Below are 25,889 nucleotides of genomic sequence, written 5' to 3'. Positions count from 1 at the left end.
TGACAGCAAAACGACAGTCAAACCTTGTTAAACCCCTTAAGCACTGTATTTACCTTAACAAGATGGGGTTATTGCAGCTCAAAAGTACTTTTAAAATCCGCTAATCACTTGTTTTTACAGGCTGTTAGCGATTTTCTGTCACATTTGCGTCATTTAAGCTGCGTACTTTGCTCATCAAACCAAGGACAACCAGGAGCAAACCCATGAAACAATTTAAAACGAAGGCGTTAGTAAGCGCCCTCGCCTTATGCCAATTTGCCGCTTACGCACAAGACGAACAAAACAGCGATGAGAAAAAAGTAAAAGTCTCTGAAGAGCTTGTTGTCTATGGCGAAATCGGTTATCGCAACCGCTCACAGGAGCTGGCACCGACGCTTGAATACTCACAAGAATACTTTCAACGTTTTGAACCGCTTACTGCCGGTGATGCACTAAAACGCGTACCTAGTGTGACGTTTTTATCGGATGTTTTAGAATCTGATGGCGCGCGTATGCGTGGCTTAAGCCCGGCTTACACAAAGGTCCTTATTAACGGTGAAGAAGTACCTGGTGCAGGTGCTGACCGCTCATTCTTTGTTGACCGTATTCCTGCTGAGCTAATTGAGCGTGTAGAAATTATTCGTGCTTCAAGTGCAAACCGCTCTGCGGATGCCATTGCCGGTACGCTAAACATTGTATTGCGTGACGGTTACAGCCTAGATGGAGGTTACCTGCGTGCGGGCGGTCTGCGTTATGACGATGGCGAATTAAAAGAAAGCTTTGCTGGTGTTTACGGCACCGAGTTTGCTGGCGGTCGTTTATTACTTGGCGCTAACTTACAAGGCCGTTATAACCCAAAACAAAAATCAAGCCTACGCTATGGCGACAGCCCAGAGAATAACGCTAATTACAAAACCGAAGAATTCGATAACCGCGAAGATCAATCAGATATTCGCGACGGTGACGATACCTCGCTAAATGCCAGCTACGAAATTGCTTTTGATGATGGCAGCAAGTTTGATATCAGCGCGATTTGGGTTGATACCGACCGTACTGAAGATGAGCGTTCATTTGAATATGACGATCCAACAGCAATCAATAACTCAATTGTTGAAGGCGGTAATCTTGAAACCGACAACGCCAATGTGTCTTTCATCGACCAAACCAACTACAACATCAACTCGGGTTATGAGTTACCCCTTTTTGGTGGCACCAGTAAATTTAAGCTTGGTTTTGCAAGCTTTGAAGAGTCTGTTTACGAGCAAGAAGTAGAAATCGATACCTCTGAGCTACCTATGGTGTTTGAGGAAGAAGAAGAAACTGTAGACCTTGATGACAAAGAGTGGTCATTACAGTGGCAACATAGCTTATTTGCAGGCGAGAACAAAACAATTCAATTCGGTGCCTTTGTACAAGGTAAAGAGCGCGATACTGCGGTTTATCAAGCCGAAGGTGAAAGTGAACAAAGCTTTACTAGTTGGGATCAGTTCAGCAAAACACCTCTGTCACTGGCAGGCTTTAACAACGAGTATGAAGCAGCCGCTGGTGGCGTAAATAAACTCGAAGAAGACCGCCTAGATGTATTTGCATTAGTTAAGCACGAAGACCAAGACTTCTCGTGGGAGTTAGGTGTGCGCTACGAAACAACCGACTCAACCATTACAGACAAAGCTGAAGGTGTGAGCGCTAAAAACGATTATGACTTCTTCTTACCATCGGCACATTTACGCTACAACGTCTCTGAAAATGGCCGTGTTAGTGCCTCGGTTGCACGTAGCTTACGTCGCCCTGATTTTGATTACATCACCCCAGCTCTACTAGAAAAAGAATTAGGCGATAACGACTTTTTAGGTAACCCAGACCTACAACCAGAATCATCATGGGGTATGGACTTAGGCTATGAGTATCGCTTAGGTAAAAGCGGCGTAGTAGGACTCAACGTGTTCTACCGCGATGTCACTGACCTTATCGAAATTGCTAATACAGGCCAACAAGGCTCAGAAGGTGATGGTACTTACATTTTGCAACCGCGTAACACTGGTGATGGCAATGTAAAAGGTATCGAGCTTGATTTATCAACGCCGCTAAGCGCCATTAGGATGCCAAACACCGGGGTATTCTTTAACTACTCATGGCTTGATTCAGAAGTAGATGACACTTTCGGTAGCCGTAAATTCAACGACCAATCTGACTATGTGTTTAACGTTGGCTTTATTCAAGACCTACCTGATTTAGGCGCTTCGTTCGGTGCAACTTACCGTAAACAAGGTGATGCTTATGGCCGTATCGTGGGTGAAGAAGTGACTACACACTACGGCGCAGACCTTGAAGTATTCGTAGAAAAACGCTGGCAAGACGTCACGCTTCGTTTAGTGGGCTCAAACCTACTTGATGCAAGCAAAGACGAAACGTTTAACAAGTTCGACACGGTTGATGACCAAATCAACCGCGACTTTGACGAGTATGAACTGGAGTCTGAAGAAGCAGGCCCTGTTATTCAGTTAATGCTGCGCTACGCGTTTTAATACACATAAGAGTTATTAAGGCAGCGCATTGCTGCCTTGTTGTATATTTGGGGATCCCATGAATTTTAAAAAACCACTTAATCTTGTTGCCAGTGCAGTAATACTGAGCACCCTAGCAGCGTGTAGCCAAACAACGGCAACCGAGGCGCCAAGTAAAAACCAATTAACAGCCTTTGGCACAACTGGAAATATGCAAGGCTCACAAGCGGCAGCCCTTGCTGATGACGCTTGGCTATTAAGCTCACAAAGGCAAGGTCTACAGCTTATTGATGCCACAGGTAAACAGCACGCATTACAAAAAGGTAACTTCGAAGCGCTGTCTGTTAAGGCTATCAACAAAAACAGTTACCTTGTTGCTAGCATCGACAACGAAGCCGACCAAGCGGTGATCTTTAGCTTACAAAAAGCAGCTAAATGGCAGTTAACTGAAATTAGTCGTATTAGCCCACCAAAAGCAAAGCCTGAGGCAGTGTGCTTATTTGCCAACCCGACCACTCAAGCTGTGTCGGCGTTTGTGGCAGACGCTCGTGGTCTTATTCGCGAAACACTGGTGTTTGATATGGCAAACAAGCGCGCGTTAAACCTTGAATTACGCGAGTTTGCTGGCGTAAGTGAAACATCAGGCTGTGCGGTTGATGATCACAGTAAAACCCTTTACCTAAGCGAAGGCGAGCTAGGCATTTGGCAAATTAACGCCGACGCTGAATCGCGCGCCGATAAAAAGCCCCTTGCTATGATGTCGCCATTTGGCAGCTTAGCGCCTGAAGTTGGTGGCTTAAGCACAACAGAAGATGGTAGCTTATGGTTTACCACTTCTGATGATAACCAATTACATCGCTACGAAAATAGCACAAAGCGTTTTAGCAGCTGGCAATTTGCTGGTGAACTGGCAATTGAATCTGCCGCAGTGAGCTTTAACAATAATCAAGCTGATATCGTGCTGTACGATGATGAATCAGGTCATTATGTAAAAGGTCAAATCGATGGGCAAATTAAAGCACAAGCTAAGCAACAAAATAGCGCTAAAACAGCGGCTGTTACTTATATCAATGCACAAGCGCAAACCGATGCAGTGCGTGCTTTTGGTGATGCCGCCGATGACCCTGCAATTTGGGTAAACCCAAATAATGCAGCAAAAAGCCTAATTTTAGGCACCGATAAACGCCGCGGTTTAATGGTGTATGACCTTGCAGGCAAAGAGCTACAAGCGCTAGAAACAGGCCGTTTAAATAATGTTGATGTGCGCCAACATGCCAGTATCAACAACGCAACGAATACCTGGATTGCAGGTAGTAACCGTTCTCATAACAGCATCAGTGTTTACACTGTTGATACAAGCAATCAGGTGCAACATCTTGCTGAGTTGCCAACAACCCTAAACGAAATTTACGGTATGTGTATGTACTCATCAAACACAGGCAATTATGTGTTTATGAATGACAAATCAGGCCTATTTCAGCAATACAAACTAACAGGTAATAATGAGAGCGTATCAGCACAACTAGTGCGCGAATTTAGTGTACCGAGCCAACCTGAAGGTTGCAGTGCAGATGATAAAACCGCACAGCTATTTTTAGGTGAAGAAGACGAAGGTATTTGGTTTATTGGCGCTGAGCCAACAGCAGGAAATAAACCTGTAATGCTACAAACCGTGAACGATATGTTGGTTGATGATGTAGAAGGCATGGAAATCTACCAAGCAAAAGATGCCCGCTATTTAGTGGTTTCTAGCCAAGGTGATTACAGCTATGTGCTTTATAAAATTATCGATGGCAATACCCCTAGCCTTGAATTTGCAGGTAAGTTTGCAATCAGCAATAACTTAGAGTTAGCAATAGATGGCGTTTCAGAAACCGATGGCCTAACGGTAACACCGGCTGCGCTACCGGGCTACCCTGAAGGGGTGCTAATTGTGCAAGATGGTTACAACCGTATGCCACAGGCACCGCAAAACTTTAAAATTATTGATTGGCGCGAAGTAAAAAAAGCTATTCAATAAATTACTCCGTAAAGGTGCTCGGTTTATCTGGGCACCTTTTTTATCTGCACATGTTTAATCAGTAAAATAGATAACTAAAACATCCTACAATTGCACCGTAAATCAGCATCGGCAAAAAGGTTTTCTTAAGCACAGGCCCTTCTTGATTATTCACTCCAACAATACTGGCTACAGCAATAATATTGCTAATGCAGATCATATTCCCCATCGCCGCTCCCGTTGATTGCAACGCAAGCACTAAAGTTTCTGATAAGCCCACTTGCTGTGCAATACCATATTGAATACCGCCAAAGGTAAGATTAGACACCGTTGCCGAGCCTGAAAAGAAAGTGCCGAGTGCCCCCAAATACGAAGCAAATAACACCCAGTGCTCCCCGCTTAAATCAGCAAAAGTACTCGCCATATAGAATATGGGCGCATTATGGCCGCCTTGCATTAAAATATTCACCATCACCAGCGCCCCGATTAAAGCGATACATGGCATAGCAATACGGCCTAAGGTGTCGGAGCACATTTGCTTTACTTGTGGCTTACTCATTTTAAGTAACGGCATGCAGATCAACACCACCAATACAAACGGGATCAGTGCTGGAACAAACAAGGTTTTATACGACCACCCCACCGACGTGCCAAATATCTCATGTAAAGAAAGGATCAGCGCTTTGCTTAATTCAAATTGCGCAAAGCCCAAATTGACACTCAGCCAGAGCGTTTCGTCGTTAAGCAGTGCTTTAATACCCAGCTGATGAATACGGGTTATGACCAGCACAACAATCAAGAGTAATAGCGGGAATAACGCTACAAACAGCGTTTTAGGTGTGAACTCAACCTTGTTTTTCGAGCTTTGTGTATTTGCAGCTGATTTATCTAAACCCACTCCCCGGCTTGCCAAATAAATAGTGACTAATAGCCCCACTGCACCACCAATCAGTGATGGAAACTCATAGTTCCACTGGGCAAACAACCAATAAGGCAAGACACATGAAAACACGCTTAGATAAATGAATACGCTATTTTGACGCACCTTTTTTAGTGGCAGCACAAGACACAGCGCAATCATAGGAATAACCAAAGCAGCAATAACATGGCACAGTGCCGTCCATTTTGAGATAGCCAGCACTTGCCCATCATCTAACTGTAGCGCCGAAAAGCCAAACCACGTTGGCGTGCCCACAGCACCAAAAGAAACGGGAATTGAGTTTAAAATAAGAGTGAAAACAATCACTTTAAAAGGCGAGAAACCAAGCCCGACTAAAATAGGCGCAGCAATAGCCGCTGGCGTACCAAACCCGGATGCGCCTTCGAGCATAAATGCAAATGCCCAACCTATGATCATCAATTGCGCAACCTGATTACTACTTATTGATTCGAGCCAGTGTTTAATCGTGGTTTCGGCTCCTGATATTGCCAACATGCGATTAAGCAAAATAGCCCCGGCAATAATCGAAATGGGCGTCATGACAGACAACACACCAGCAAACACATTGGCAAGCAACAGCCTTAAATCAGCTTGAAAGTAAAACAGCTGCAGTAAAGCAGCGAGCAGCGCCGTTATTGGTAAAGCAATGTAAGAAGCGATGGGGCTGCGTTTTACCATCATCCAGATCAATAGCAAAATAGGCAGTGCAGCCACTAGGGTATTCATGGGTCATCCTGTTGTTTTTTAGTGCTTTCCTTAATTAAAAGTATAGACAGGATAACCATAATCAGTATTTTTTATTTGTTAAATGAGTGTGCTAAGCCACCAAATTAACAGTACTAACACAGAAATAGCGACTAAGGCTTTGGTTTTGTGCTTTTGAATAATTCGCTCAGCCTGATTACCCGCGTAATAAACAACTGCAGCAAGTGCAAAGTAACGGATTGAGCGCGCAATGACCGTAGCCAGTAAAAATAGAAAAATTGAATACTTAGTTGCACCCGCGGCAAGCATGGCAATTTGAAATGGAATAGGCACTATGCCGAGCGTCAATACAAACCAAAAGCCTTGCGCTTGCATTTTTTGTTTAACTTGCTCGAATTGCTCAGGGTTTGAGAAGGTATTAATTACCCAATCGCCTACTACATCAAATAGGTAATAACCAAGGGCATAGCCAAAAATAGCACCAATAATACAGCCAATGGTCGCCATTAATGCGATTAACCACAGCTTTTCACGGCGAGCTTGCATTAACGGAACAAGCACAGCTTCAAGCGGTATAGGCACTATGGTTGACTCTAAAAATGATGCCACCGTAATCGATTTAAGCATATGTTTAGAGTCGATAAACTGCCGTGTTTTTTGCTTTAACTTTTTAGCAATTGCCATTATTCATCCTTAATCGTTTTGCTCGGCTTTAGGGTACAACAAAAACCCTTAACCGTCCCTTACGGTTTATGAATATAACGGCTACGGCCTTGGTTTTTAGCCTGATATAGTGCCTGATCAGCTCGTTTCATTGCATTACTAAATGTTTCTGTGGCGCGTTTTATAGCTGAACCTACACTCACACTGAGTGTTTTACTCGGCGTAACCATCACGTTACTGGCCAAGCACAATAGTTGCTGACATGTCTGACTCAATATTTCTTGATCTTCAGTCGGAACAAATAAAGCAAACTCTTCACCACCTATACGGGCAAATAAAATTTGCGGGTCTAATGCCTTATGGCATTGCGATACAAAATCAATCAACACCTGATCGCCAACATCATGACCATGTTCATCATTGATCGCTTTAAAGTGATCAATATCTACAATCACAATACTATGTGGTGTATCTTGATTTTGCAGTACATAGTGGTAGAAATAACGGCGATTATAAGCTTTGGTAAGCACATCAGTTTTTAGCTCTTCTTCAAGTTGCTCACGGGTTTTAGCTAAGTCTGACAAAGCTAAAAATAAACCAAAGCCAGTAACCAACATACCAATTGTTCGAGCAATATCCTCGATATAAATTCCCACCCAAATAGGCTGAAAAACAAGTTCATCTAGAAAGTCGAAGGTCAGCCCGACACTCCATAGAAAAATACCAATACTTAAAAATAAATAGCTTCTTTGTGCTACTACCGATGTTTGCACAAAGGCAAATATACTTATGAGGATCAATAAATTAATAGCATCTGTTAATACGCCATTGAGATAAATATCATTTTCTAATCGATTAAAATGGTAAAGATATGTCACCACAATCATCAACAATGAAATAATGAACACGCTTATAAAAAGCTGCTTTATAACTAGAGGTACTGAGTTTAACTCAGCTTTAACTTCGATTGGTGGAGGTTGTATACTCATAACAGATCACGACAACTTACTGCAATTGGCTCAACATTAGCAAAGCGTGTTTAAAAGTGCATGACAAAGCGACCGTGAATTTTAAAAACCAGCATTTTGGCTGGAGTAATTAACCTAAAACAATCCCTTTTAACCAGCAAAAAAGTCTAACGTCATGCTATTTGTTTGTAACAGTCGCATTCTCGAGATTAATTTTTTATCATCTGAGCGAATTTTGTTTAAATAAATATTAGCATAATGATTAACGCACGCTTTATTCCTTTTCGTAAACACGACATCATCAACCTTTGCCAAGCCTATTTAGGTGAGTCGCAATCAAGTTCGTTTATGGAGTTTGCTACACTTTTGCAAAGCGTGACCCATTATCAATATCACGGGTTGCTGGAGTCATTAAAAAACAACTATGCGCCATTTGACCCAAATAGCGACACTCGCACGCTGAAACCTATTACCGATGCTGAGCGTGCCAACTATCAATCAGCTTTTGCTAAAGATTTTGCCACGGTACTCAATGCCGCCAATTTTGAAACCATTACTGATCAAGACCTACAAGATGCACTTAAAGAAGAGTCTTTATTTAAAGTCCGTTTGGCTGTTGAGTTTAACGACTTTGCAGAAGTGGTCTTTTATCGTCGCGGCGAATCGCAAAAAACCGAGACGCTACGCAGTTTTTGGGGACTGCGCAAAAAACAAATTCAGTTCACCAACTATGACCGCGTTGCCATATTCATTCGCTTTAAAGACGAGCAGTACTTTTTACAAAAAGGCAAAATGCCGGTAGGATTCGAGCCCAATTCAACCATCGTCAAATTATTCCAGAATGTCCCCAAAGCCGATTTAGAAATGCTGTTTCCGAATAGCGAAGTAAAAATGCGCCCGATTGATAAACTTATTATTGGCTCATCTGCCCTGATTGGTGGTGCTGTGGTGCTGGTAACAAAATTAGGCGCGTCAATTTTACTGCTTATTGCCTTGATTGCTTTTTGGGGTGGTTGGCGCAGCGAAGAAGTGCATATGAGTCAGCAGCACTTTATTACCTTTGCAATCGGCATGGGTGTGTTTGGCAGCTTTATATTTAAAGAGTGGAGCAAGTTTAAAAATCGTAAAATTCGCTTTATGAAAGCACTGGCCGACAACTTGTATTTTAAAAATCTCGATAACAACGCAGGTGTTTTTCATACCCTCGTTGATGCAGCTGAAGAAGAAGATGTAAAAGAAGCGCTGCTTGCCTACACCTTTTTATTAAAGAGCAAATCTGAGATGACTGCAGAGCAATTAGATAAGCAAATTGAGCAATGGTTTAACGAGCAACATAATTGCCAGCTCGACTTTGAAATTGATGATGCTTTAGACAAACTCGTCAAGCTTGAACTGGTTAATCAAAACAATGATCTTTATTCGGCGGTTGATTTAGCCAATGCCAAACAACGCTTAGATAGTCGTTGGGATGACTATTTTAAGTTTGCCTAAGCCTTTAAAATCAGGTACTAGCGAAGCACAAATGGACTTCGAGTCAATTCAACTGGGGTAAATGCAACTTTATCTCAATGTGCTTGCGCACAGCATGGTCTGCTTTTAGGATAAAATTTTACGGCTAAAAAAAGACCATTCCATGCAATTAAAAAAATCAATTTTTATTGGAGCCAGCTTGCTGTGCGCAGCAACAACAGCTCAGGTATATGCTAACGACAAATTTGTTTCTGAAGATATTTTTCAACTTGAATACGCAGGCGACCCACAAATAAGCCCAGACGGTAAAAAAATTGTTTATGTGCGTAGCGGCTACGACATCATGAAAGATGGCAACAAACGTAGCTTTTGGCTTTACGATTTAAAGTCTGGTCAACACACGCCGCTGTTTTCTGATGAACATAACTACAGCCAACCAACTTGGTCTCCAGATAGCCAAAAAATTGCTTTTACCAGCAATTCAAGCGGCTCAAATCAACTTCACGTTTATTGGTTAGCGCAAGACAAACAAGCATTATTAACGCAACTACCAAAATCAGTACGTAACTTAACTTGGTCCAATGACTCAGAGCAAATTGCCTTCACTATGAGCATTCCGGAAGGTAAATCTGCGTTCGCTAAATCAGTAAAGCTGCCAAAAAAACCAAAAGGCGCCGAGTGGTCAAAACCAGTTAAAGTAATTGAAAAAGCGCGTTATCAAGCTGATGGTGCAGGCTTTTTAGAACCTTCATATCGTCACGTTTTTGTTATTCCGGTTTCGGGTGGCACACCACGCCAATTAACATCGGGTGATTATCAGCACTATGGTCCACTTGCTTGGGATCCAAGTAACACAAAACTGGCTTTTTCTGCTGATCGCAATGATGACTGGGAATACCGCACTACTGAGTCAGACCTATATGAAATTAACGTAAAATCAGGTGAGCTTACACAGCTAACAGATTTACCGGGCCGAGAAAGCAATCCTTACTATGCTAAAGACGGTGATGAACTAGCCTTTGTTGCTCGTGATAACGCCCCTGTGCCTTATATTAACTCAACGCTGTCATTACTTGATTTAGATGATAAATCAATCAAGCATATTACTGAAAAATTAGACCGTTCAGTGGCTGATTATAAGTGGTCAGGCGATGGCGACTTTGTTATTCAATACGATGATTTTGGTAAGCGTAAGCTCGCTAAAGTAACCAGCCGCGGTAAGGTAACTGATTTAACTGATACGCTATCGGGCACTTCGATTGGTCGCCCGTATGTTAGCGGTAGTTTTAGCATGGCCAACAATGGCGCAATTGCTTATACAAAAGGCAACGAGTATCGCCCAGCTGATTTAGGCTACCTATACAAAGGTAAAACTAAAACGCTTACTTCATTAAACGAAGATATATTAGGCCATAAAAAGCTAGGTAAAGTACACGAGCTGAATGTTAAGTCGCAGTTTGACGGCCAAGCCATTCAAGGTTGGTACATCACGCCACCTGATTTTGATGAGAGCAAGCAATATCCATTAATGGTTGAAATTCACGGCGGTCCACATCTAGCCTATGGCCCAAGCTTTACTGCTGAATTACAACGTTATGCCGCTGAAGGTTATGTGGTTGTATATGTAAATTACCGTGGTTCAACAAGTTACGGTAAAGACTTTGCCTTATTACTAGATGGTAAATACAGCTCAGAAGAAGACTTTGCTGACCATAACTCAGCGGTTGATGCCATGATAGCGAAAGGGTTTATCGACAAAGATAACCTATTTATTGCTGGTGGTTCAGCAGGTGGTATTGCAACAGCTTATGCTGTAGGTTTAACAAACCGCTTCAACGCGGCTGCAATTACCAAACCAGTGATCAACTGGTTAAGTAAAACACTGACTGCCGACAGCTACATTGGTCAAATTCGTAACCAGTTCCCGGGCATGCCATGGGATAATGTTGAACACTACTGGAAACGTTCGCCGCTTTCATTAGTGGGTAACGTAACCACGCCATCATTGATCATGACAGGTGAAGAAGACCGCCGTACGCCAATTTCAGAATCAGAGCAATTCTATCAAGCATTAAAACTGCAAAAGGTAGATACCGTGCTTATTCGTGTGCCGGGCTCACCACATGGTATTGCGGGTCGTCCATCGCGTATGATTTCGAAAATTGAATACACGCTTGCGTGGTTCAAACAATATCAGAAGTAATAAATTAACCAGGAGTGAGCTGCTCACTCCTGTTTAAAAATAATGATGACTAAGCGCAAGTTGGGCAGAGCCTATTGACTGCGCTTTTTCTCCGCACACACCTAAACTCACTTCACAGCTACGTAGTCCACGACTATCTAAGCGTGCAAATGCTGCAATTGATAACTGCTTGAGCTGTTCAAGCGCCATACTCGGTAACGGCGAATCAATAATCACAGCTTGCATATCTAACAAACTTAAACTGTTATGCATGGCAATATTGATAGCCTCTGCGGCTTTTTCAAGCCAAGGCTGAACTATCCGTTTATGCTCTGCAAACTGACTGTCTGTTAGCTCATACACAGAAATGCCAAGTTGCGCATTATTAAACTCGCTTTGCAATGACAGTAACGAACATTGGCTAAGTAACTGCTCCCGTTCAGCGTTTAGCATGGAGCCTATTGCACCGGCATTACCACTTTTGCCTTCGAGAAGCTGATGGTTAATCACCACAGCGCCACCTAAAAAAGCCCCTAAATAGACATATAAAAAATCGCTATAGTTATTAGGGTTTCCGAGGCTTAACTCTGCACAGCAGGCTGCGTTATTGTCATTACTAATATAAACAGGTAACTGAAACTGACTTTCTAAGTAGCCTTTCAAATCAAAGTTTTGCCATTGGCTAAGGGGATTTTTTGCTGAGTCTGAAGTTGCTTGCCATTGCCAAATATCAAACGGCATAGCGACCCCAAGCCCGCACACATGTGAGCGCAGCTCAGGTGCTAATTGACTGATTAATTGAGGAATATGTGTTTCTAAAAATACTTTAAGCTCATCAACCGATGCCTCATTCACCTCCAAAGATACAGACGCTCTTTGCGTGCTTTGTAAATCAACGAGTATCAGATCGAAGCGTCGTCGTCCGATTTTTAAACCAAAACTAAACGCGCCATCAGGGTTAAGCCTAAATGGCACACTTGGCTGCCCTACTCGGCCTTTAACAGGTGCATCACGAAGCAATAGCTTATCTTCTTCGAGCTTGTTGATATTCACTGTTGCCGCCTGAGCAGACAAAGCTAACGCCTTCGCTATTTGTGCCTTAGGCATGCTTTGCTGCTGCCTAATTAAACTTAAAATTGCGCGCTCGTTATTGCTTCTTGGTGCTCGCGATAAACTGCTCTTCATAACATCCTTCTTGATACAACCTGATAAGCGGCCTATTAGACCTGTTTGGAGTACTATCTACCAGTCAAAATAATAAATCAACTAGGTTGATTTATTATTTATAGTCGTGAATACTGTCGGCCACAACAATATGAACACATTAATCTGGTGAACTATGCAAACACAGTCCGCTATTGTATCGCGCCAAATGCTATGGCCTTTTATTCTGCTTACAATTTGCTTTGCTGCTTGGGGCACTGCAGCCAATATGACAGACCCATTAGTGAAAGTTTTTAGCAAAACATTTTCGATGAGTGCCTTGCAATCAGCATTGGTGCAGTTTAGTTATTATGGCGCTTATTTTTGCCTAGCTTTACCGGCGGCCATGATCAATAGACGGTTTAATTATAAAACGGGGCTGTTAGTAGGTTTAGCCATGGCCGCCTGTGGTGCCTTATTGTTTTACCCTGCTAGCCAAACCATGCTCTATAGCCACTTTTTATTGGCCTTGTTTATACTTGCAGGTGGTTTATCTATTTTAGAGACCTCTGCAAATCCCTATGTCATGCAGTTAGGATGCGAGCAAACAGCCACCCGCAGACTTAACCTGGCACAAGCTTTCAACCCCGTTGGGACTAATATTGGTGTGTTTTTGGCGGCGACGTTGATCTTACCAAACTTAAATCAAGCCGATAGTGCAAGCCGTGCTTTGATGAATGAGGCACAATTAAAAGCCGTTGTTAGTGCTGAACTCGATGCTGTGATGGTGCCGTATGTGGGCATGGCCTGTTGTTTAATCCTGCTATGGCTATGTATCTTCTTTAGCCGCTCTCCTGCAACAGAAACAAAAGTAGCAGCGCAGCCATGCAAACTTAAAAAGACCTTTCAACATTTGTATCAAAACAAGCATTATCGATTTGGTGTGCTGGCACAATTTTTTAATGTTGGCGCTCAAACCTGTGTATGGACCTACACCATTGGCTACACCATGGAAGCACTTAACACCACAGAGGTGACTGGTGGCCAAGTATTACAATATTCGATGTTGGTATTTTTAGTATCTCGCTTCATTATGACATGGCTCATGCGCTTTATAAGCGGCGCTAAATTACTGCGTTTTATGGCTTTAGTTGCAGCTGTACTTTGTTTTTTTGTTGCAACGCAAGTTAATTTAATGGGCGTAGTCGCACTTGTTGCTATTTCAAGCTGTCTATCTTTGATGTTTCCAACCATTTACGGCACAGCACTTGAAGGTCTGGGTGAAGATGCAAAAGTTGGTGCAGCAGGCTTAGTAATGGCTATTTTAGGAGGCGCATTTTTACCGCTGATCCAAGCCGCAACCATAGATGCCTTTAACACTGCGGTTTCGTTTGTTGTACCACTTGTTTGCTTTTTAATTGTTGCTTTGTATGGTCACCATACCAAAGTAGCAGCAATACCCGCCAAAGCGCAGTTGCAGGACTAAACGCATCAATGAGATAATGCACCTCGTTTACCTACTTAAGCGAGGTGTATCGTCAATTAATGGCACATATTACATTTTTCATGGTCAAGTTTTTGGCCTTTTCTGTTGGCTGTTTTGCCTGCTTTTTACTTCATGACCAAGCTAATGTTGCCCTTGTTTTATCTGCCGCAGTTACTGGGTTAGTTGGCACATTCATTCCTTTTCCTGCTCGTTTTGGTAATCACCCTTATGCAGCCATATACGCTGGCAGCTTTGCTGGCATGTGCTCATCAAGTTTAATCAACAGCTACTGGGAACTGAGTTTTATCTCTTTAATTGGTGCCAGCCTTTACGTATTAACTATGAATCTATTTGCAGGTTTTGGTGGTCGTCTTGGTAGCGTTGCTTTTGCCAGTGTAGCGCTTTATATGCTGGTAAAAGGGGTCTTTTAATGGATTTATTTATTGCTATTACCGCTTTATTAGGAGCCTACTCAACGTACTTTTTAGCGCATCATAATCGCTTTGATGGTATCCGTGCATCAGCGGCTACCAGCATTATTGCATTTAGTGTCTTGAGCCTTTTATCTGTTGATGTGGAGCTCTACAGCGTGGCTTTCTTTGGCGGGACTTTCATTGGCATGAGCGCACCAAAGCGCTTTGGTATCTTCACGTTAGCCATATCTTCGTTACTATTTGCAATGTTGTTTGAATACTTAGTGCCACGTTTGCATGGCTACGGCGGCGCACTTGGCGTAAGCGCATTTTTATCTGTATGTGTTTGTCATATAGGTATTTTACTGGGTGCTCCTCGCAGTAAAAAAAGTAACTAAATCTTACGCAGCAGCTAAAAACCTATACCTTTTCACTAATATTAATTAATATGTTAATAACTTGTTTAAGGATAAAGGGTCTTTATGCTGCTCCGCTCATTTCTGATTGCTACCCTGCTTTGTTTCATCAGTTGTGCGACGGCTGCGAAAACACTGACCTTTCTTGCCGAAGATTTACCACCGTACCATTTTAAAAATCAGCAAGGCGAAGCAGACGGTGCGCTTGTTGAAGTAGTAAAAACAGCTCTGGCACGCGCAAACATCTCCGGCGAATTCAGAATTATGCCAATGGCACGGGCTTTTTATGAGCTTGAAAACAATCCAAACATGTTAATGATTTCGTTACTAAAAAATCCAGCTCGTGAAAGCCGGTTTAAGTGGTTAGCACAAACCTATTTTTCAGATGCTTATTTAGTGGATCTATCGAGTAAAAGCCACAAAATATTTAGCTTAAAGCAAGCCCAGCAGTACCGTGTAGCGACTATTCGAGGCTATTCAAGTGAACATTATTTGAAGCAAGCGGGATTTAATGAAGATAAAAACTTGGTGCTAGTCAGTCATTACCATCAACTTTGGCAATTGCTTGAAAAAGAGCGCATCGACTTTGTGCTTACCAACACTCTAACCTTGCAAAACGAACTGGCATTATCTGGAGTTGACCCTAGTGACATTCATAAAAGCCTGCACTTAGACGACTTTCCTTCAGGCCTTTACCTCGCTGCAAACCTTAATATAGACAAACAACTCGCTATACAATTAACTGATGCAGTTAAAGCTTTGAAGCAAAGCGGTCAATACCAAGCAATTTTACAAAAATGGCAGTTGCCTTTACCCAAATAAAAAATGAAAAATACTCCATTATTTTACAAAAGCTTAGCTTTGGCTTGCGCCCTTAGCTGCCTATCGTTAAGCGCCTTTGCAATAACTCCTGAACAGGCTCAAGAAAAACTAAACGAAGCACAATTGCTACGTAACAGTGATCCAAGCCAAGCAACGGATATATTTGAGCAATTAACTAACGATACAACCCTCATCAATCAGCCACAGATCATTCAAGAAGCGCTCGAATCGTTGGCGTTTATGAATGTAAGCAATGGCGATTATGACCAAGCACTGAGCTATGCAGAGCAACTACTAGAGTACGGACAAACACAAAATAATCAGGCTGTAACGGTACGAGCAATGCTTATTCAGGGTTACGCACAAGGTAGAAAAAGTAACTTTCTAACAGCAGAGCAGCACTACCGAGATGCATTATCCATTGCCAAACAGATACAAGATTCTATGCTGATAGCCCAGTCTTATGAGCGATTAGCAGCTATTTTACGCTGGCAAGATAAATACATAGCTGCTCTAAGCGAAGCACAAAAAGCAGTCAATATTTTACGCGAGTTCGATGACGAAAAATCGTATGCATCTGCGCTACAAAACTTAGGTATTATTGAAGCCATTATTGGCGATCACAATGCGGCGCTTGCAAATTTAACTCTATCATTTTCTTTGCATCAAAAACTTGATGATAAAAAAGGCATTGCGGATGCGCTTTATGAAATTGGCGAAGTTTATCGACGTATGGGTGACAATGCTCAGTCGTTAAAGCACTTTAAAATGTCTCACGTGTTGGATTTAGAAATTGGCTCTAAAGTCGATATTGGTAATAGTGCCATGAAAGTTGGCTATGCTGCACTTAAACAAGGTGAACTTGCTACAGCCACCGATTACGCTGAGAAGTCGATTAGCTATTATCAACAATCATCTTCAAACACAGGGCTATGTCGCTCGTATAATTTAATGGCGTTAATTGCTTTAAAACAAGGCAACATTAGTGAAGCGCAAGCATATATTGATCGCGCTTTAGCAATCGCTACTGACTATAATTTTCGATCACACTTAGTCTCTTTAGGGATCACTCAAACACGCATCTATCAAGCCCTTGATGATCATTCAAAAGCTATTAAAACCGCAGAGCAAGCTTTAAAACAGGCTGACGAGCTGCAAGATGTTGAAGATCAAATCAGCTTAAATAAACTACTCACTGACTCTTACCTTGCATTACAACTGTACAAACAAGCATTTGAATCGCAAAGTCGCTATCAAACCCTTGAAGATAATACCGGTAAAAATCAGCACGACTTAACCGTGGCCGCAATGCAAAGCCAAGTGGCTTTTATGCGAAATCAGCAAGAAATCAATCAATTGAGTGCTGATAAGCAAATTCAAGCCGCCCAACTAAGCGAAAGTGAATGGCAATTTAAAGCGTGGTTATTGGGCTTAAGCTGCGTGATTTTACTGATATCAGGCTTTGGCTACCGCTCATTTAAAAAGCGTAAACTTGCCAGCGAACGAGCACAATTGTTACAAGAAGTTGTTGATAAAAAGAACCGCTTACTAGCCGATGTATCTCATGAAATTCGCACGCCACTCACAGCACTACAATTGCAAGTTGAAGCATTGCAATACAATATCGCCAAAGACGTTGATGCCTCTTACGATGCAATTAATCGAAAACTTACCGATATCAATATACTGATCCGTGATATCCATCAACTAGCACAAGCAGATTCAGATAGCCTGTACCTTAACTTAAAACCCTACTTACTTGCTGATGTATTATCCGTTTGGCAACAAGAATTTGCTGCTTTTGTACAAAGCAAAGGCTTTGAATTTACCAGTAACATTCACCTTGCAGCAGATATCAAGGTGACATGGGATATCGATAAAATTAAGCAAGTACTGACTAACCTTTTATCGAACAGTACTTTTTATACTGATAAACCCGGCAAAATTAAATTTGTAGCGACAGCCTCAGAGCAGAGCATTTCTTTTAGCATTGAAGATACCCCACCCGGCGTTACCGACAATCAGTTAGTTGAAATATTCGAACGTTTATACCGCGTTGATAAGTCGCGCAGCCGTCAAACGGGGGGCTCAGGCCTTGGACTGGCGATTTGTAAAAGCCTGATTGAAACACACAAAGGCACTATAAAAGCTGAGCACAGTGAGTTAGGTGGCGTTAAGATCCTCATTTGCTTACCGCTTATTAGTGAACAACACGTTTAGCATCACAACTCCCTGAAATCGCCCCTAAACCGGGCGGTTTCACTACATCTAGCCCAATTAATGCCGACCAAGGTCGCATATTATTTAATCAAAAAAACACCTACATTTTAGATATCCAAGCTACCCTAAGATGCGAGAATTCAGCAAGAGATAAAACGCATTTAGACAAGGCATTGATTGCAAATAATGGTGTTCCCTTATTAGAATCAATAACGCTGGATAAATGCGTTTTAGCCTTGCCCTTTGGGCGCTTCACAGGAAACCCACTACTGTGTTGTGACAATTTGAAAGGTACCCACATTCCTACATTGCCACGCCTTGTATTGAATTCCCTGTGATAGCGCTGAAACATGCATCTTAGGGTAGCTTGGATATTACTCTCACTAAAAAGTATAGGAGCCTCACAATGGCGGGCGAATATCAACAACAATATCAACAGTTCCAGCGCGATCCGGGTCAGTTCTGGCTTGAGCAAAGTAAACGAATTCCTTGGTTTAAAGAGCCAAGTGCTCCTTATCAATATGACGATAATGATTTTTACCATTGGTTTGCCGATGGTCAGCTAAACACTTGTTACCTAGCCCTCGACCAACATGTCGAGGCAGGCTATGGCGACCAAACTGCACTGATTTACGACTCCCCTGTTACCAATACTAAACAACAATACACTTATGGCGAGTTACAAACTCAAGTTGCTAAATTTGCAGGACTCATGCAATCCCTTGGCGTAAGCAAAGGTGACCGCGTAGTCATTTATATGCCAATGATCCCACAAGCGGTTATTGGTATGCTGGCGTGTGCGCGCCTCGGTGCCATTCACTCCGTTGTATTTGGTGGTTTTGCACCGCACGAACTCGCGGTGCGTATTGATGATGCAAAGCCTAAGCTTGTGCTTACTGCGTCTTGCGGGGTGGAAATCAATCATGTAATTGAATATAAGCCACTGCTTGATGAAGCACTCGACAACGCCAAGCATGCTGTTGAACACTGTATTGTGTTTCAGCGTGAACAAGCCATCGCCGAGATGCAAGATGGCCGAGACATCGATTGGCAATCAGCCTCTGAGGCAGCAAGTGCAGTCGCTGCAGTACCTGTTGCAGGTGACGACCCGCTTTATATTCTTTACACATCAGGCACTACAGGAACTCCTAAAGGGGTGGTTCGAGAAAACGGGGGGCACGCAGTTGCAATGCATTACAGCATGGAAACCGTGTATGGCATGAAACCCGGTGAGGTATTTTGGGCAGCTTCTGATATTGGCTGGGTAGTTGGTCACTCTTACATTGTATATGCGCCGCTCATTTATCGCTGTGCCACCGTACTTTATGAAGGCAAACCTATTAGAACCCCTGATGCCAGTGCGTTTTGGCGTGTTGTCGAAGATTATAAAGTCAGCGCCTTATTCAGTGCTCCTACTGCGTTTCGCGCAATTAAAAAAGAAGACCCTAACGCTGAGGGCTTTAAACAATACGACACCTCAAGTTTAAAGCGTTTATTTTTGGCCGGCGAGCGCCTCGATCCACCCACTTATGAGTGGCTAAAAGACAAAACGGGCTTGCCCGTACTCGACCACTGGTGGCAAACAGAAACAGGTTGGGCAATTGCGTGTAACCCAATTGGTATTGAACAACTTGCCACTAAACCGGGCAGCTCTACGGTACCGACGCCGGGCTTTGATGTACAAATTCTTGATATGAACGGTGAGCAGTGTGCAGCAAACGAAAGCGGCGCTGTAGTTATAAAGCTTCCCTTACCACCGGGCTGTTTACCTACAATTTGGCAAAACAATGAACGCTTTCAAGCGGGCTATTTAAGCGAGTACCCGGGTTATTATCTCTCTGGTGATGGCGGCTATATTGATGACGATGGTTATCTATTTATTATGGGTCGTACCGACGATGTGATTAACGTGGCAGGGCACCGCTTATCAACCGGTGAGATGGAAGAAATTGTAGCTGCCCACCCTGCTGTTGCTGAATGCGCAGTATTTGGGGTTAATGATGCACTCAAAGGGCAACTACCCATGGCAATGATTGTGCTCAAAGATGATTACCTTGGCGATAGCAAAGAAGTCGAGCAACAGTTAGTTCACTCGATAAGAAATCAAATTGGCGCCATTGCCTGCTTAAAAAACATTTTGCATGTTGAGCGCCTCCCAAAAACCCGTTCAGGGAAAATACTCAGAAAGAACTTACGTCAATTGGTCGATGGTGAAGAACTACAAATTCCATCTACCATTGATGATGCGAGTATATTTGATGAGATAAACCAACAACTTAACAATCGCTGATCTGCGTTTGTAATTTTGTAATGTTACCCAAAGGCCTTGTTTACGGCCTTTATTCGTTTTGGCCTATGGCTTGCAATTTTACTAGTAAGTTAGCAAACGAAAAGGTGGTTAACATGGCTGTTATCGCAGGTTATATTCAATTCAATGAATTAGGCAAAACAGAATTTCATTTTATTAATCAAATAGCTGATGTGTTTAATCGCTATAAAAAAGCAGATGTTAAGCGCTTTGATTGTGATAATGGAGCTATTTTTCAATATGATTTTGATGCATACCAACAAGCGAGTTGGTTGCAAACTGAGTCGCAAATTGCAACGCTGATTGGTCATCCCTTACTCAGTAGCTCTCGTAGTGATGATTTAAAGGCCATGGCAAATACAAGCTCGCTCAACACCTGCTTGCAGCAATGTGAAGGAGTATTTAGCTTTTGCCAGTTTAATAGCCAATTAGGCAGCTTAGTCCTTGCCACAGACCCACTTGGCTTAAAACCATTTTACACCTTAAAAACGGCGCAAGGCTTACTGTTTTCAACCAACTTGGGGATATTTAAACAGCTAAGTATTGAGCTTGAAAGCGATGCCGAAGCACTCACAGAGCTTGCGGTACTTGGCTACCCGCTTTTAGATCACACGCCTTATAAAAACATTAAATGCTCATACCCAGGCGAAATATTACGTTTTGATGCCAGCCACGGCGTGGTAAAACAACGTTACTTTGATTGGGTCGCCCTTGCCAAACAAAACCGAGAGGTGACCGATGCAATTGAAGGCGTTACTCAGGCTTTTCGCAGTGTTGTCACAAAAGCGATGCACACCGATAAAAAAGTGCTCAGTACTCTGTCGGGCGGCTTAGATTCACGGTTAATTAACTGCGAGCTATTACGCCAAGGGGTTCAGCTAAAGTCGTTTAATTTTTCGCAATCAGATAGCCAAGATCTCTACTGCGCAAAACAATATGCTTCGCAAAATGCCCTTAAACTTGAAGTAGTGCAAGTACGCGACACGCAAAAGCTCTCCGTTGAGCAGCGCCTTGGCAAATACTGGCGCAAAGCACATCACAATGAATATAAAACCGTTTCAAGACCACAAATTAGTTGGTCTGGTAATGGCGGCAGTGTTGGCTTAGGTGCGGTGTTTTATGGCGACGCTATTTACGCTGCGGCAAAAGAAAACAATCTTGATAAACTCATTCAAGCTTATTTAGATCAGCAGTACGCTTATTTGCCAAAGTCAGTGGTTCATAATGCATCTATGCTGCAACAAAAACTAATTGATAATCTAAAACTTAGTTTTAAACCCTTGGCTGAATTACCACTCGAAAAAGCATTTCAATTGTTTTTGCTACTCAATGATCAGCACCATCATTTGAGCATTCCAAACGAGCAAGTATGCGAGTTTAAAATGGAGTTCTTTCATCCGTTTTATTCGTGGAAAGTACTGCAATATCCTTTAGCAGTCTCTGTTGAATATGTTCGTAAGCACCGTTTTTATCAGCGCTGGCTGAAAACCAGTTATCCGCGTGCCATGCTTGCACCATGGCAAGCCTATCCGGGCCATATGCCCTGCCCAATCAAAGTAAACTACCAGTCGCAGTGGCAATTTAACAATAACAACCTGATGCGTTTTGGTGAGCTGTTTAAGCTATGGTACGAGATCATGCGCTTTGACCGTCATCAGCTTATAAAACGCAGTCACTTTACCGCGTTATGTATATTGCATTTAGTACATTTAAAAAATGCACAGCCAAATATTCGCATCGCCCAGCGGTTCTGTCAGTGGTGATGGATACTAATCGGCAATAATACTTAATCATGTGAGGGCATTGTTATGAAATACAAAAACAACTTTCTAAAAAATAATATTTCAGGCTAGAATCAAGTAAGTTATTAATAGTTCAAGCTGAAATTTCAATGAGAAAATGGATCCTTGCCCTGCTTTCTTTAACCGTATTAGCAGGCTGTACCTCGGTAAGTAAAGATGAATGTTTACAAGCCAATTGGCATGGTATTGGTTATAAGCATGGTGCAGATGGCACTGAGTATCGTGATGGCATAGATGCCTTATCACAATGCAGCGAATATGGCGTAAGTGCCAATATTGCTGAATATAAAGTGGGATACGATCAGGGTCTGGCGGTGTATTGTGAGCCCGAAAATGGCTTTACCCTTGGCATGCAAGGCGCATCTTACAATGGCGTTTGTAACAGCACTGCTTTTCGTAAAGCATGGCAAGAAGGTAATGATAGGTACGAAGTACAGCAAAGACTGATATACATTGATGAGCGAATTGACGACATTGACCGCCGCTTAAAAGATATTCGCGCAGAGCTTAATAGCAATCAGCTTGATAATGGCCAGCAAAAAGAGCTTTATCGAGAACGCAAAGATTTAGAAAACGAACGCAAAGATTTACGCAAAGAGCGCGCCTTACTACCGCTTTTAAATAAACTACCTAGCGTCGAAATATCAACCGAGTGGTAACGATTTGTTCTTTAGCTTCATTTTATACATTTGCTCGTCAGCTGAGGCGAGCAACTGTTTGGCATTTTTACCATCCTCTGGAAACATCGCAATACCAAAACTTGCACTAACGGGTAACAATGTTGCGTAACGCTTGGCAACTGCTTCAACCGCTTTTTGACAACGCTCGGCAATATCCTGACAAACAAAGCGTTTTGCTAAGGTCGGCAGTAGAATAACAAATTCGTCCCCGCCAATACGCGCCAACACATCATTATCTCTTAACTGTAATGAAAGTTGCTCACTGATATCTAACAGTAAATTATCGCCCTTTTCATGGCCAAAAGTATCATTAACAAGTTTGAAGTTATCGAGGTCTATATAGATTAACGAAAAGTAATTATGCTCGACGGGTGCTTGCATTGAAAATGCATTCAATTGAATATCTAAGCCGCGTCGGTTTAGTAATTTAGTTAATGGGTCTTGATTGACTAATTCACTTAATAATTGTCTGTTTGCCACCTCTTGTGAAATATCATCAAATGCGCCAATGTAATGACTTACATTGCCGCTGTCATCATATAAAGCATCAATCGATAATAACTCAGGAAATACCTCGCCTGATTTACGTTTATTCCACACTTCTCCTTGCCAAGAGCCATCAGCAAGTAATGTCTGCCACATAGATTTGAAAAACTCACAAGGATGACGGCTTGAAGATAAAATGGCAGGGTTTTTTCCTAAAACTTCAGATTTTTTAAATCCCGTTATTTGTTCGAAAGCAGGGTTTACATCAACAATTTTAGGTTCTGAGGTGGTGATTATGATGCCTCTACTGGTTGTCGAAAAAACAGCTGTAAGTAGTTTTATTTGCTCGTTATTTTTAATTTCTTCGCTAACATCTTCTAAATACCCATTCCACTCAACACTTCCATCTTGATGTGCTACAGGTGAAGACTTGCCTTCAACCCATATTAATCCCTTGGTTGGATGATTAACCCGAAAAACCTCATGCCAATCGTCTAAACTAACGCGTGACCGCACAACACTTTTGTAAATACGTTCATAATCATCTGGATGAACTGTGTCTGTTAAGATACTGGCTGATTGTTTTATTTCTTCAGGTGTACACCCATAAATATCAACCACCTTAGTTGTTGCAAAAGGAAATGATGCATGGCCTTGCTCATCAATTACAAATTGATAAACAAACCCGGGAAGATTGTCAGTAAAGGTTTGTAGCTTAGCGTGCAAAAACTCTATTTCACGTTCTTTGAGCCATTGTTCTGTAATATCAATGTGAACCCCTAGCATCCATTCAGGATTACCTGCTTCATCCCAGCTTTGCACCTTACCTTTATCAAGCACCTTTACCCAGTGCCCTTTTTTATGCTTCATACGAACTTCACAAATATAACGCTCAGACTCACCACGAAAGTGAGCATTAAGAAGCTTTTCTGAATTTTCTAAATCATCTGGGTGGGCTAAATTCATCCATGTTTCTATCGATACAGGCTTTAATTCGTCTAAGGTGAAGCCAACGATTTTAGCCCACTTATCATTAAAAATTGTTTCGCCGGTTTGTATATTCCAAAGCCAAATTCCTGCATCACTGCCATCAAGAATTAATTGAGCCACATCTAAACCTAGCTTAGATTTGACCGTCTCATAGCCTTTACTAAATATCATAGTTTTCCTTGCTCGCTAACCCAATGGCACCAATCAAGCCTCTATATTTATATTAGTTAACAAACAATAAAACCTCTAACAGAGTAGGCAAGTATATTGATCTACAACAGCTAAGTGGCTATTGGCCAATCAGCTGCATCGACAACATCAATAAGCTCAGAGACGGTAACATCACCTTGCCATTTGCGAATGAAACGAGCCAAAGGATCATACAGCGCTGTTTGCTTATTAATATGAAAGTGCCGCCCTCCTCTGGGGTCAACACCGACACCCGCAATGTATTGCCAATTCCCCCAATTAGCTGCTACATCATAATCAATGAGCTGTTGCTCGAAATAAGCCGCACCGTAGCGCCAATCAAGCTCAAGTTCGTTGACCAAACAACTTGCCGCAATTTGGCGCGAGCGATTAGAAATATAGCCTGTCGCATTAAGCTCATGCATTATTGCGTTCACCAAAGCAAACGGCGTGCGGCCTTGGCACCACGCCTCAAAGCGCTGACTATTAAAGGTAGTCAGAGGCGCGCTTTGCTTTTGTCCTTTAAAATGGAAAAGTTTTGCACCAGCCTGTACTGCATGCCACTTAAAGTATTCGCGCCACAGTAATTCGAACTTTATCCAATAACTAGACTCATTCGCCCCGTTTTTAAGCTCGTATACTTCAACCTCTCTGTACAGCTGTTTTGCGCTAATTGTGCCACCAGCGAGCCATACACTGAACTTGGTACTGTTATTAAAACCATCTAACTCGTTACGCGTTTCTTTATAACTGCTTGGAGCTTTAGACGAAAAGTATGCATTGCAATGCTGCTGAGCTGCAATTAAACCACCTTTAAAACTGCCTGAGTGAGCAGGAACATCATCTACAGCTTGCTCAGGACATAGCTGAACTGGGTGAGGCAAAAGGCCGACCGCTGGCAAAGGCGCTGCTATAAAGGTTGACTCAGCTTCTACCTTTTTACGAAAAGCAGTAAAGTTTTTAGGGAGGTTATCAAGTTGAAAAGGCAAGTCACTTGCCTTGAACAAGGTATCTTGCTGATAGGTTTTCACCGTCACATGTGGGCATAATGCTTTGATTTTATTGAGCTGCTTTTGCTCATAAACACCAACCTGCTCAGTACAAACCAATGTTTCAATTTCATATTTTTGCAATCGCTGACTAATTACTTGCTCAGGCTCACCAGTGATCACATGCAGTGTTTGCCCAAGCTTCTCGACTGTTTGTGCAAATGCCGCGAGACTCTCACGTAAAAAGTTGAATTTATGCGTACCAAACGATTTCGACTGATAGTTAATTTGCCTAAACCAGCGTGGCTCAATCACAAACACTAAATCAAGCTCGCCATCAAAATCAGCTAACTCAGATAGAATTTCATTGTCGACTAGGCGTAAATCATTTTGCAGCCAATATAAAACACGCTTTTTCATTACTTACTCTATTAGAAACCTTAAGAAATCATACGTAAGCCAGCTATTTCACGATTAATTTCGCCTTAGTTGATTGTAATATCCCTTATTAATCATGACCTTACAATCTTCAATC

General features: G+C 42.3%; 18 protein-coding genes. 12 read left to right on the top strand and 6 right to left on the bottom strand.

Annotation, left to right across the window (positions count from 1 at the left end; translation table 11 throughout):
* The first annotated feature begins 203 nt into the window (after window positions 1-203).
* Together AAEU31_RS13265 and AAEU31_RS13260 are read left to right on the top strand one after the other, a co-directional pair.
* Window positions 204-2,504, top strand: coding sequence for a TonB-dependent receptor plug domain-containing protein (locus tag AAEU31_RS13265; RefSeq protein WP_421967458.1), 2,301 nt, complete (start codon window positions 204-206; stop codon window positions 2,502-2,504).
* Window positions 2,505-2,562: 58 nt separating this feature from the next.
* A complete protein-coding gene (locus tag AAEU31_RS13260; RefSeq protein ID WP_421967457.1) occupies window positions 2,563-4,503 on the top strand; it encodes a phytase in 1,941 nt (646 codons plus the stop codon).
* Between the two features lie 58 nt (window positions 4,504-4,561).
* Here the strand turns inward: AAEU31_RS13260 and AAEU31_RS13255 are convergent, their stop codons facing one another.
* The 3 genes from AAEU31_RS13255 to AAEU31_RS13245 all read right to left on the bottom strand — a co-directional run bounded on the left by AAEU31_RS13255 (window position 4,562) and on the right by AAEU31_RS13245 (window position 7,779).
* A complete protein-coding gene (locus AAEU31_RS13255) occupies window positions 4,562-6,148 on the bottom strand; it encodes an L-lactate permease (protein ID WP_421967456.1) in 1,587 nt (528 codons plus the stop codon).
* 78 nt (window positions 6,149-6,226) lie between these two features.
* Window positions 6,227-6,811: a YqaA family protein gene (locus AAEU31_RS13250; RefSeq protein WP_135925729.1), complete on the bottom strand. Its 585-nt coding sequence runs from the start codon at window positions 6,809-6,811 to the stop codon at window positions 6,227-6,229.
* Window positions 6,812-6,870: 59 nt separating this feature from the next.
* Entirely contained in the window at window positions 6,871-7,779 is a 909-nt protein-coding gene (locus AAEU31_RS13245) for a GGDEF domain-containing protein (RefSeq protein WP_421967455.1), read from the bottom strand.
* A 237-nt stretch (window positions 7,780-8,016) separates the two neighbouring features.
* Between AAEU31_RS13245 and AAEU31_RS13240 the strand changes: the two genes are divergently transcribed.
* Together AAEU31_RS13240 and AAEU31_RS13235 are read left to right on the top strand one after the other, a co-directional pair.
* On the top strand, window positions 8,017-9,249 hold the full coding sequence (locus tag AAEU31_RS13240; RefSeq protein WP_421967454.1) for a TMEM143 family protein: 1,233 nt from the start codon (window positions 8,017-8,019) through the stop codon (window positions 9,247-9,249).
* Between the two features lie 142 nt (window positions 9,250-9,391).
* Window positions 9,392-11,431: a S9 family peptidase gene (locus AAEU31_RS13235; RefSeq protein ID WP_199526811.1), complete on the top strand. Its 2,040-nt coding sequence runs from the start codon at window positions 9,392-9,394 to the stop codon at window positions 11,429-11,431.
* A gap of 33 nt (window positions 11,432-11,464) precedes the next feature.
* Here the strand turns inward: AAEU31_RS13235 and AAEU31_RS13230 are convergent, their stop codons facing one another.
* Entirely contained in the window at window positions 11,465-12,595 is a 1,131-nt protein-coding gene (locus AAEU31_RS13230; protein ID WP_421967453.1) for an ROK family transcriptional regulator, read from the bottom strand.
* A gap of 154 nt (window positions 12,596-12,749) precedes the next feature.
* On the opposite strand from AAEU31_RS13230, the gene fucP reads away from it, so the two are divergent.
* From fucP to AAEU31_RS13190, 8 genes are all read left to right on the top strand, one after another.
* Window positions 12,750-14,039, top strand: coding sequence for an L-fucose:H+ symporter permease (gene fucP, locus AAEU31_RS13225; RefSeq protein ID WP_421967452.1), 1,290 nt, complete (start codon window positions 12,750-12,752; stop codon window positions 14,037-14,039).
* A gap of 80 nt (window positions 14,040-14,119) precedes the next feature.
* Window positions 14,120-14,470, top strand: coding sequence for a hypothetical protein (locus AAEU31_RS13220; RefSeq protein WP_421967469.1), 351 nt, complete (start codon window positions 14,120-14,122; stop codon window positions 14,468-14,470).
* Window positions 14,470-14,850: a hypothetical protein gene (locus tag AAEU31_RS13215; RefSeq protein ID WP_135925735.1), complete on the top strand. Its 381-nt coding sequence runs from the start codon at window positions 14,470-14,472 to the stop codon at window positions 14,848-14,850. Before AAEU31_RS13220 ends, AAEU31_RS13215 begins: the two co-directional genes overlap by 1 nt.
* 84 nt (window positions 14,851-14,934) lie before the next feature.
* Window positions 14,935-15,690 (top strand): substrate-binding periplasmic protein, encoded by a 756-nt coding sequence (locus AAEU31_RS13210; RefSeq protein WP_138556599.1) that lies wholly within the window; start codon window positions 14,935-14,937, stop codon window positions 15,688-15,690.
* Window positions 15,691-15,729: 39 nt separating this feature from the next.
* Complete coding sequence (locus AAEU31_RS13205; protein ID WP_421967451.1) at window positions 15,730-17,910, top strand: tetratricopeptide repeat protein; 2,181 nt, start codon at window positions 15,730-15,732, stop codon at window positions 17,908-17,910.
* Window positions 17,911-18,316: 406 nt separating this feature from the next.
* Window positions 18,317-20,200, top strand: coding sequence for an acetate--CoA ligase (locus AAEU31_RS13200; RefSeq protein ID WP_421967450.1), 1,884 nt, complete (start codon window positions 18,317-18,319; stop codon window positions 20,198-20,200).
* 113 nt (window positions 20,201-20,313) lie between these two features.
* Window positions 20,314-21,981 (top strand): asparagine synthase-related protein, encoded by a 1,668-nt coding sequence (locus AAEU31_RS13195; RefSeq protein ID WP_421967449.1) that lies wholly within the window; start codon window positions 20,314-20,316, stop codon window positions 21,979-21,981.
* Window positions 21,982-22,109: 128 nt separating this feature from the next.
* Window positions 22,110-22,679, top strand: a complete 570-nt coding sequence (locus AAEU31_RS13190) for a DUF2799 domain-containing protein (RefSeq protein ID WP_421967448.1) — start codon at window positions 22,110-22,112, stop codon at window positions 22,677-22,679.
* Here AAEU31_RS13190 and AAEU31_RS13185 read toward each other — a convergent pair.
* Window positions 22,665-24,347: a sensor domain-containing diguanylate cyclase gene (locus AAEU31_RS13185; protein WP_421967447.1), complete on the bottom strand. Its 1,683-nt coding sequence runs from the start codon at window positions 24,345-24,347 to the stop codon at window positions 22,665-22,667. The genes AAEU31_RS13190 and AAEU31_RS13185 overlap by 15 nt on opposite strands.
* 110 nt (window positions 24,348-24,457) lie before the next feature.
* Window positions 24,458-25,774 (bottom strand): DASH family cryptochrome, encoded by a 1,317-nt coding sequence (locus AAEU31_RS13180; protein ID WP_421967446.1) that lies wholly within the window; start codon window positions 25,772-25,774, stop codon window positions 24,458-24,460.
* Between the last annotated feature and the right edge of the window lie 115 nt (window positions 25,775-25,889).

Origin of the sequence: Pseudoalteromonas thalassia (genome assembly GCF_049257215.1) — a bacterium.
GTDB classification, from domain to species: domain Bacteria; phylum Pseudomonadota; class Gammaproteobacteria; order Enterobacterales; family Alteromonadaceae; genus Pseudoalteromonas; species Pseudoalteromonas lipolytica_C.
This window is presented reverse-complemented; position numbering and strand designations above follow the sequence as displayed.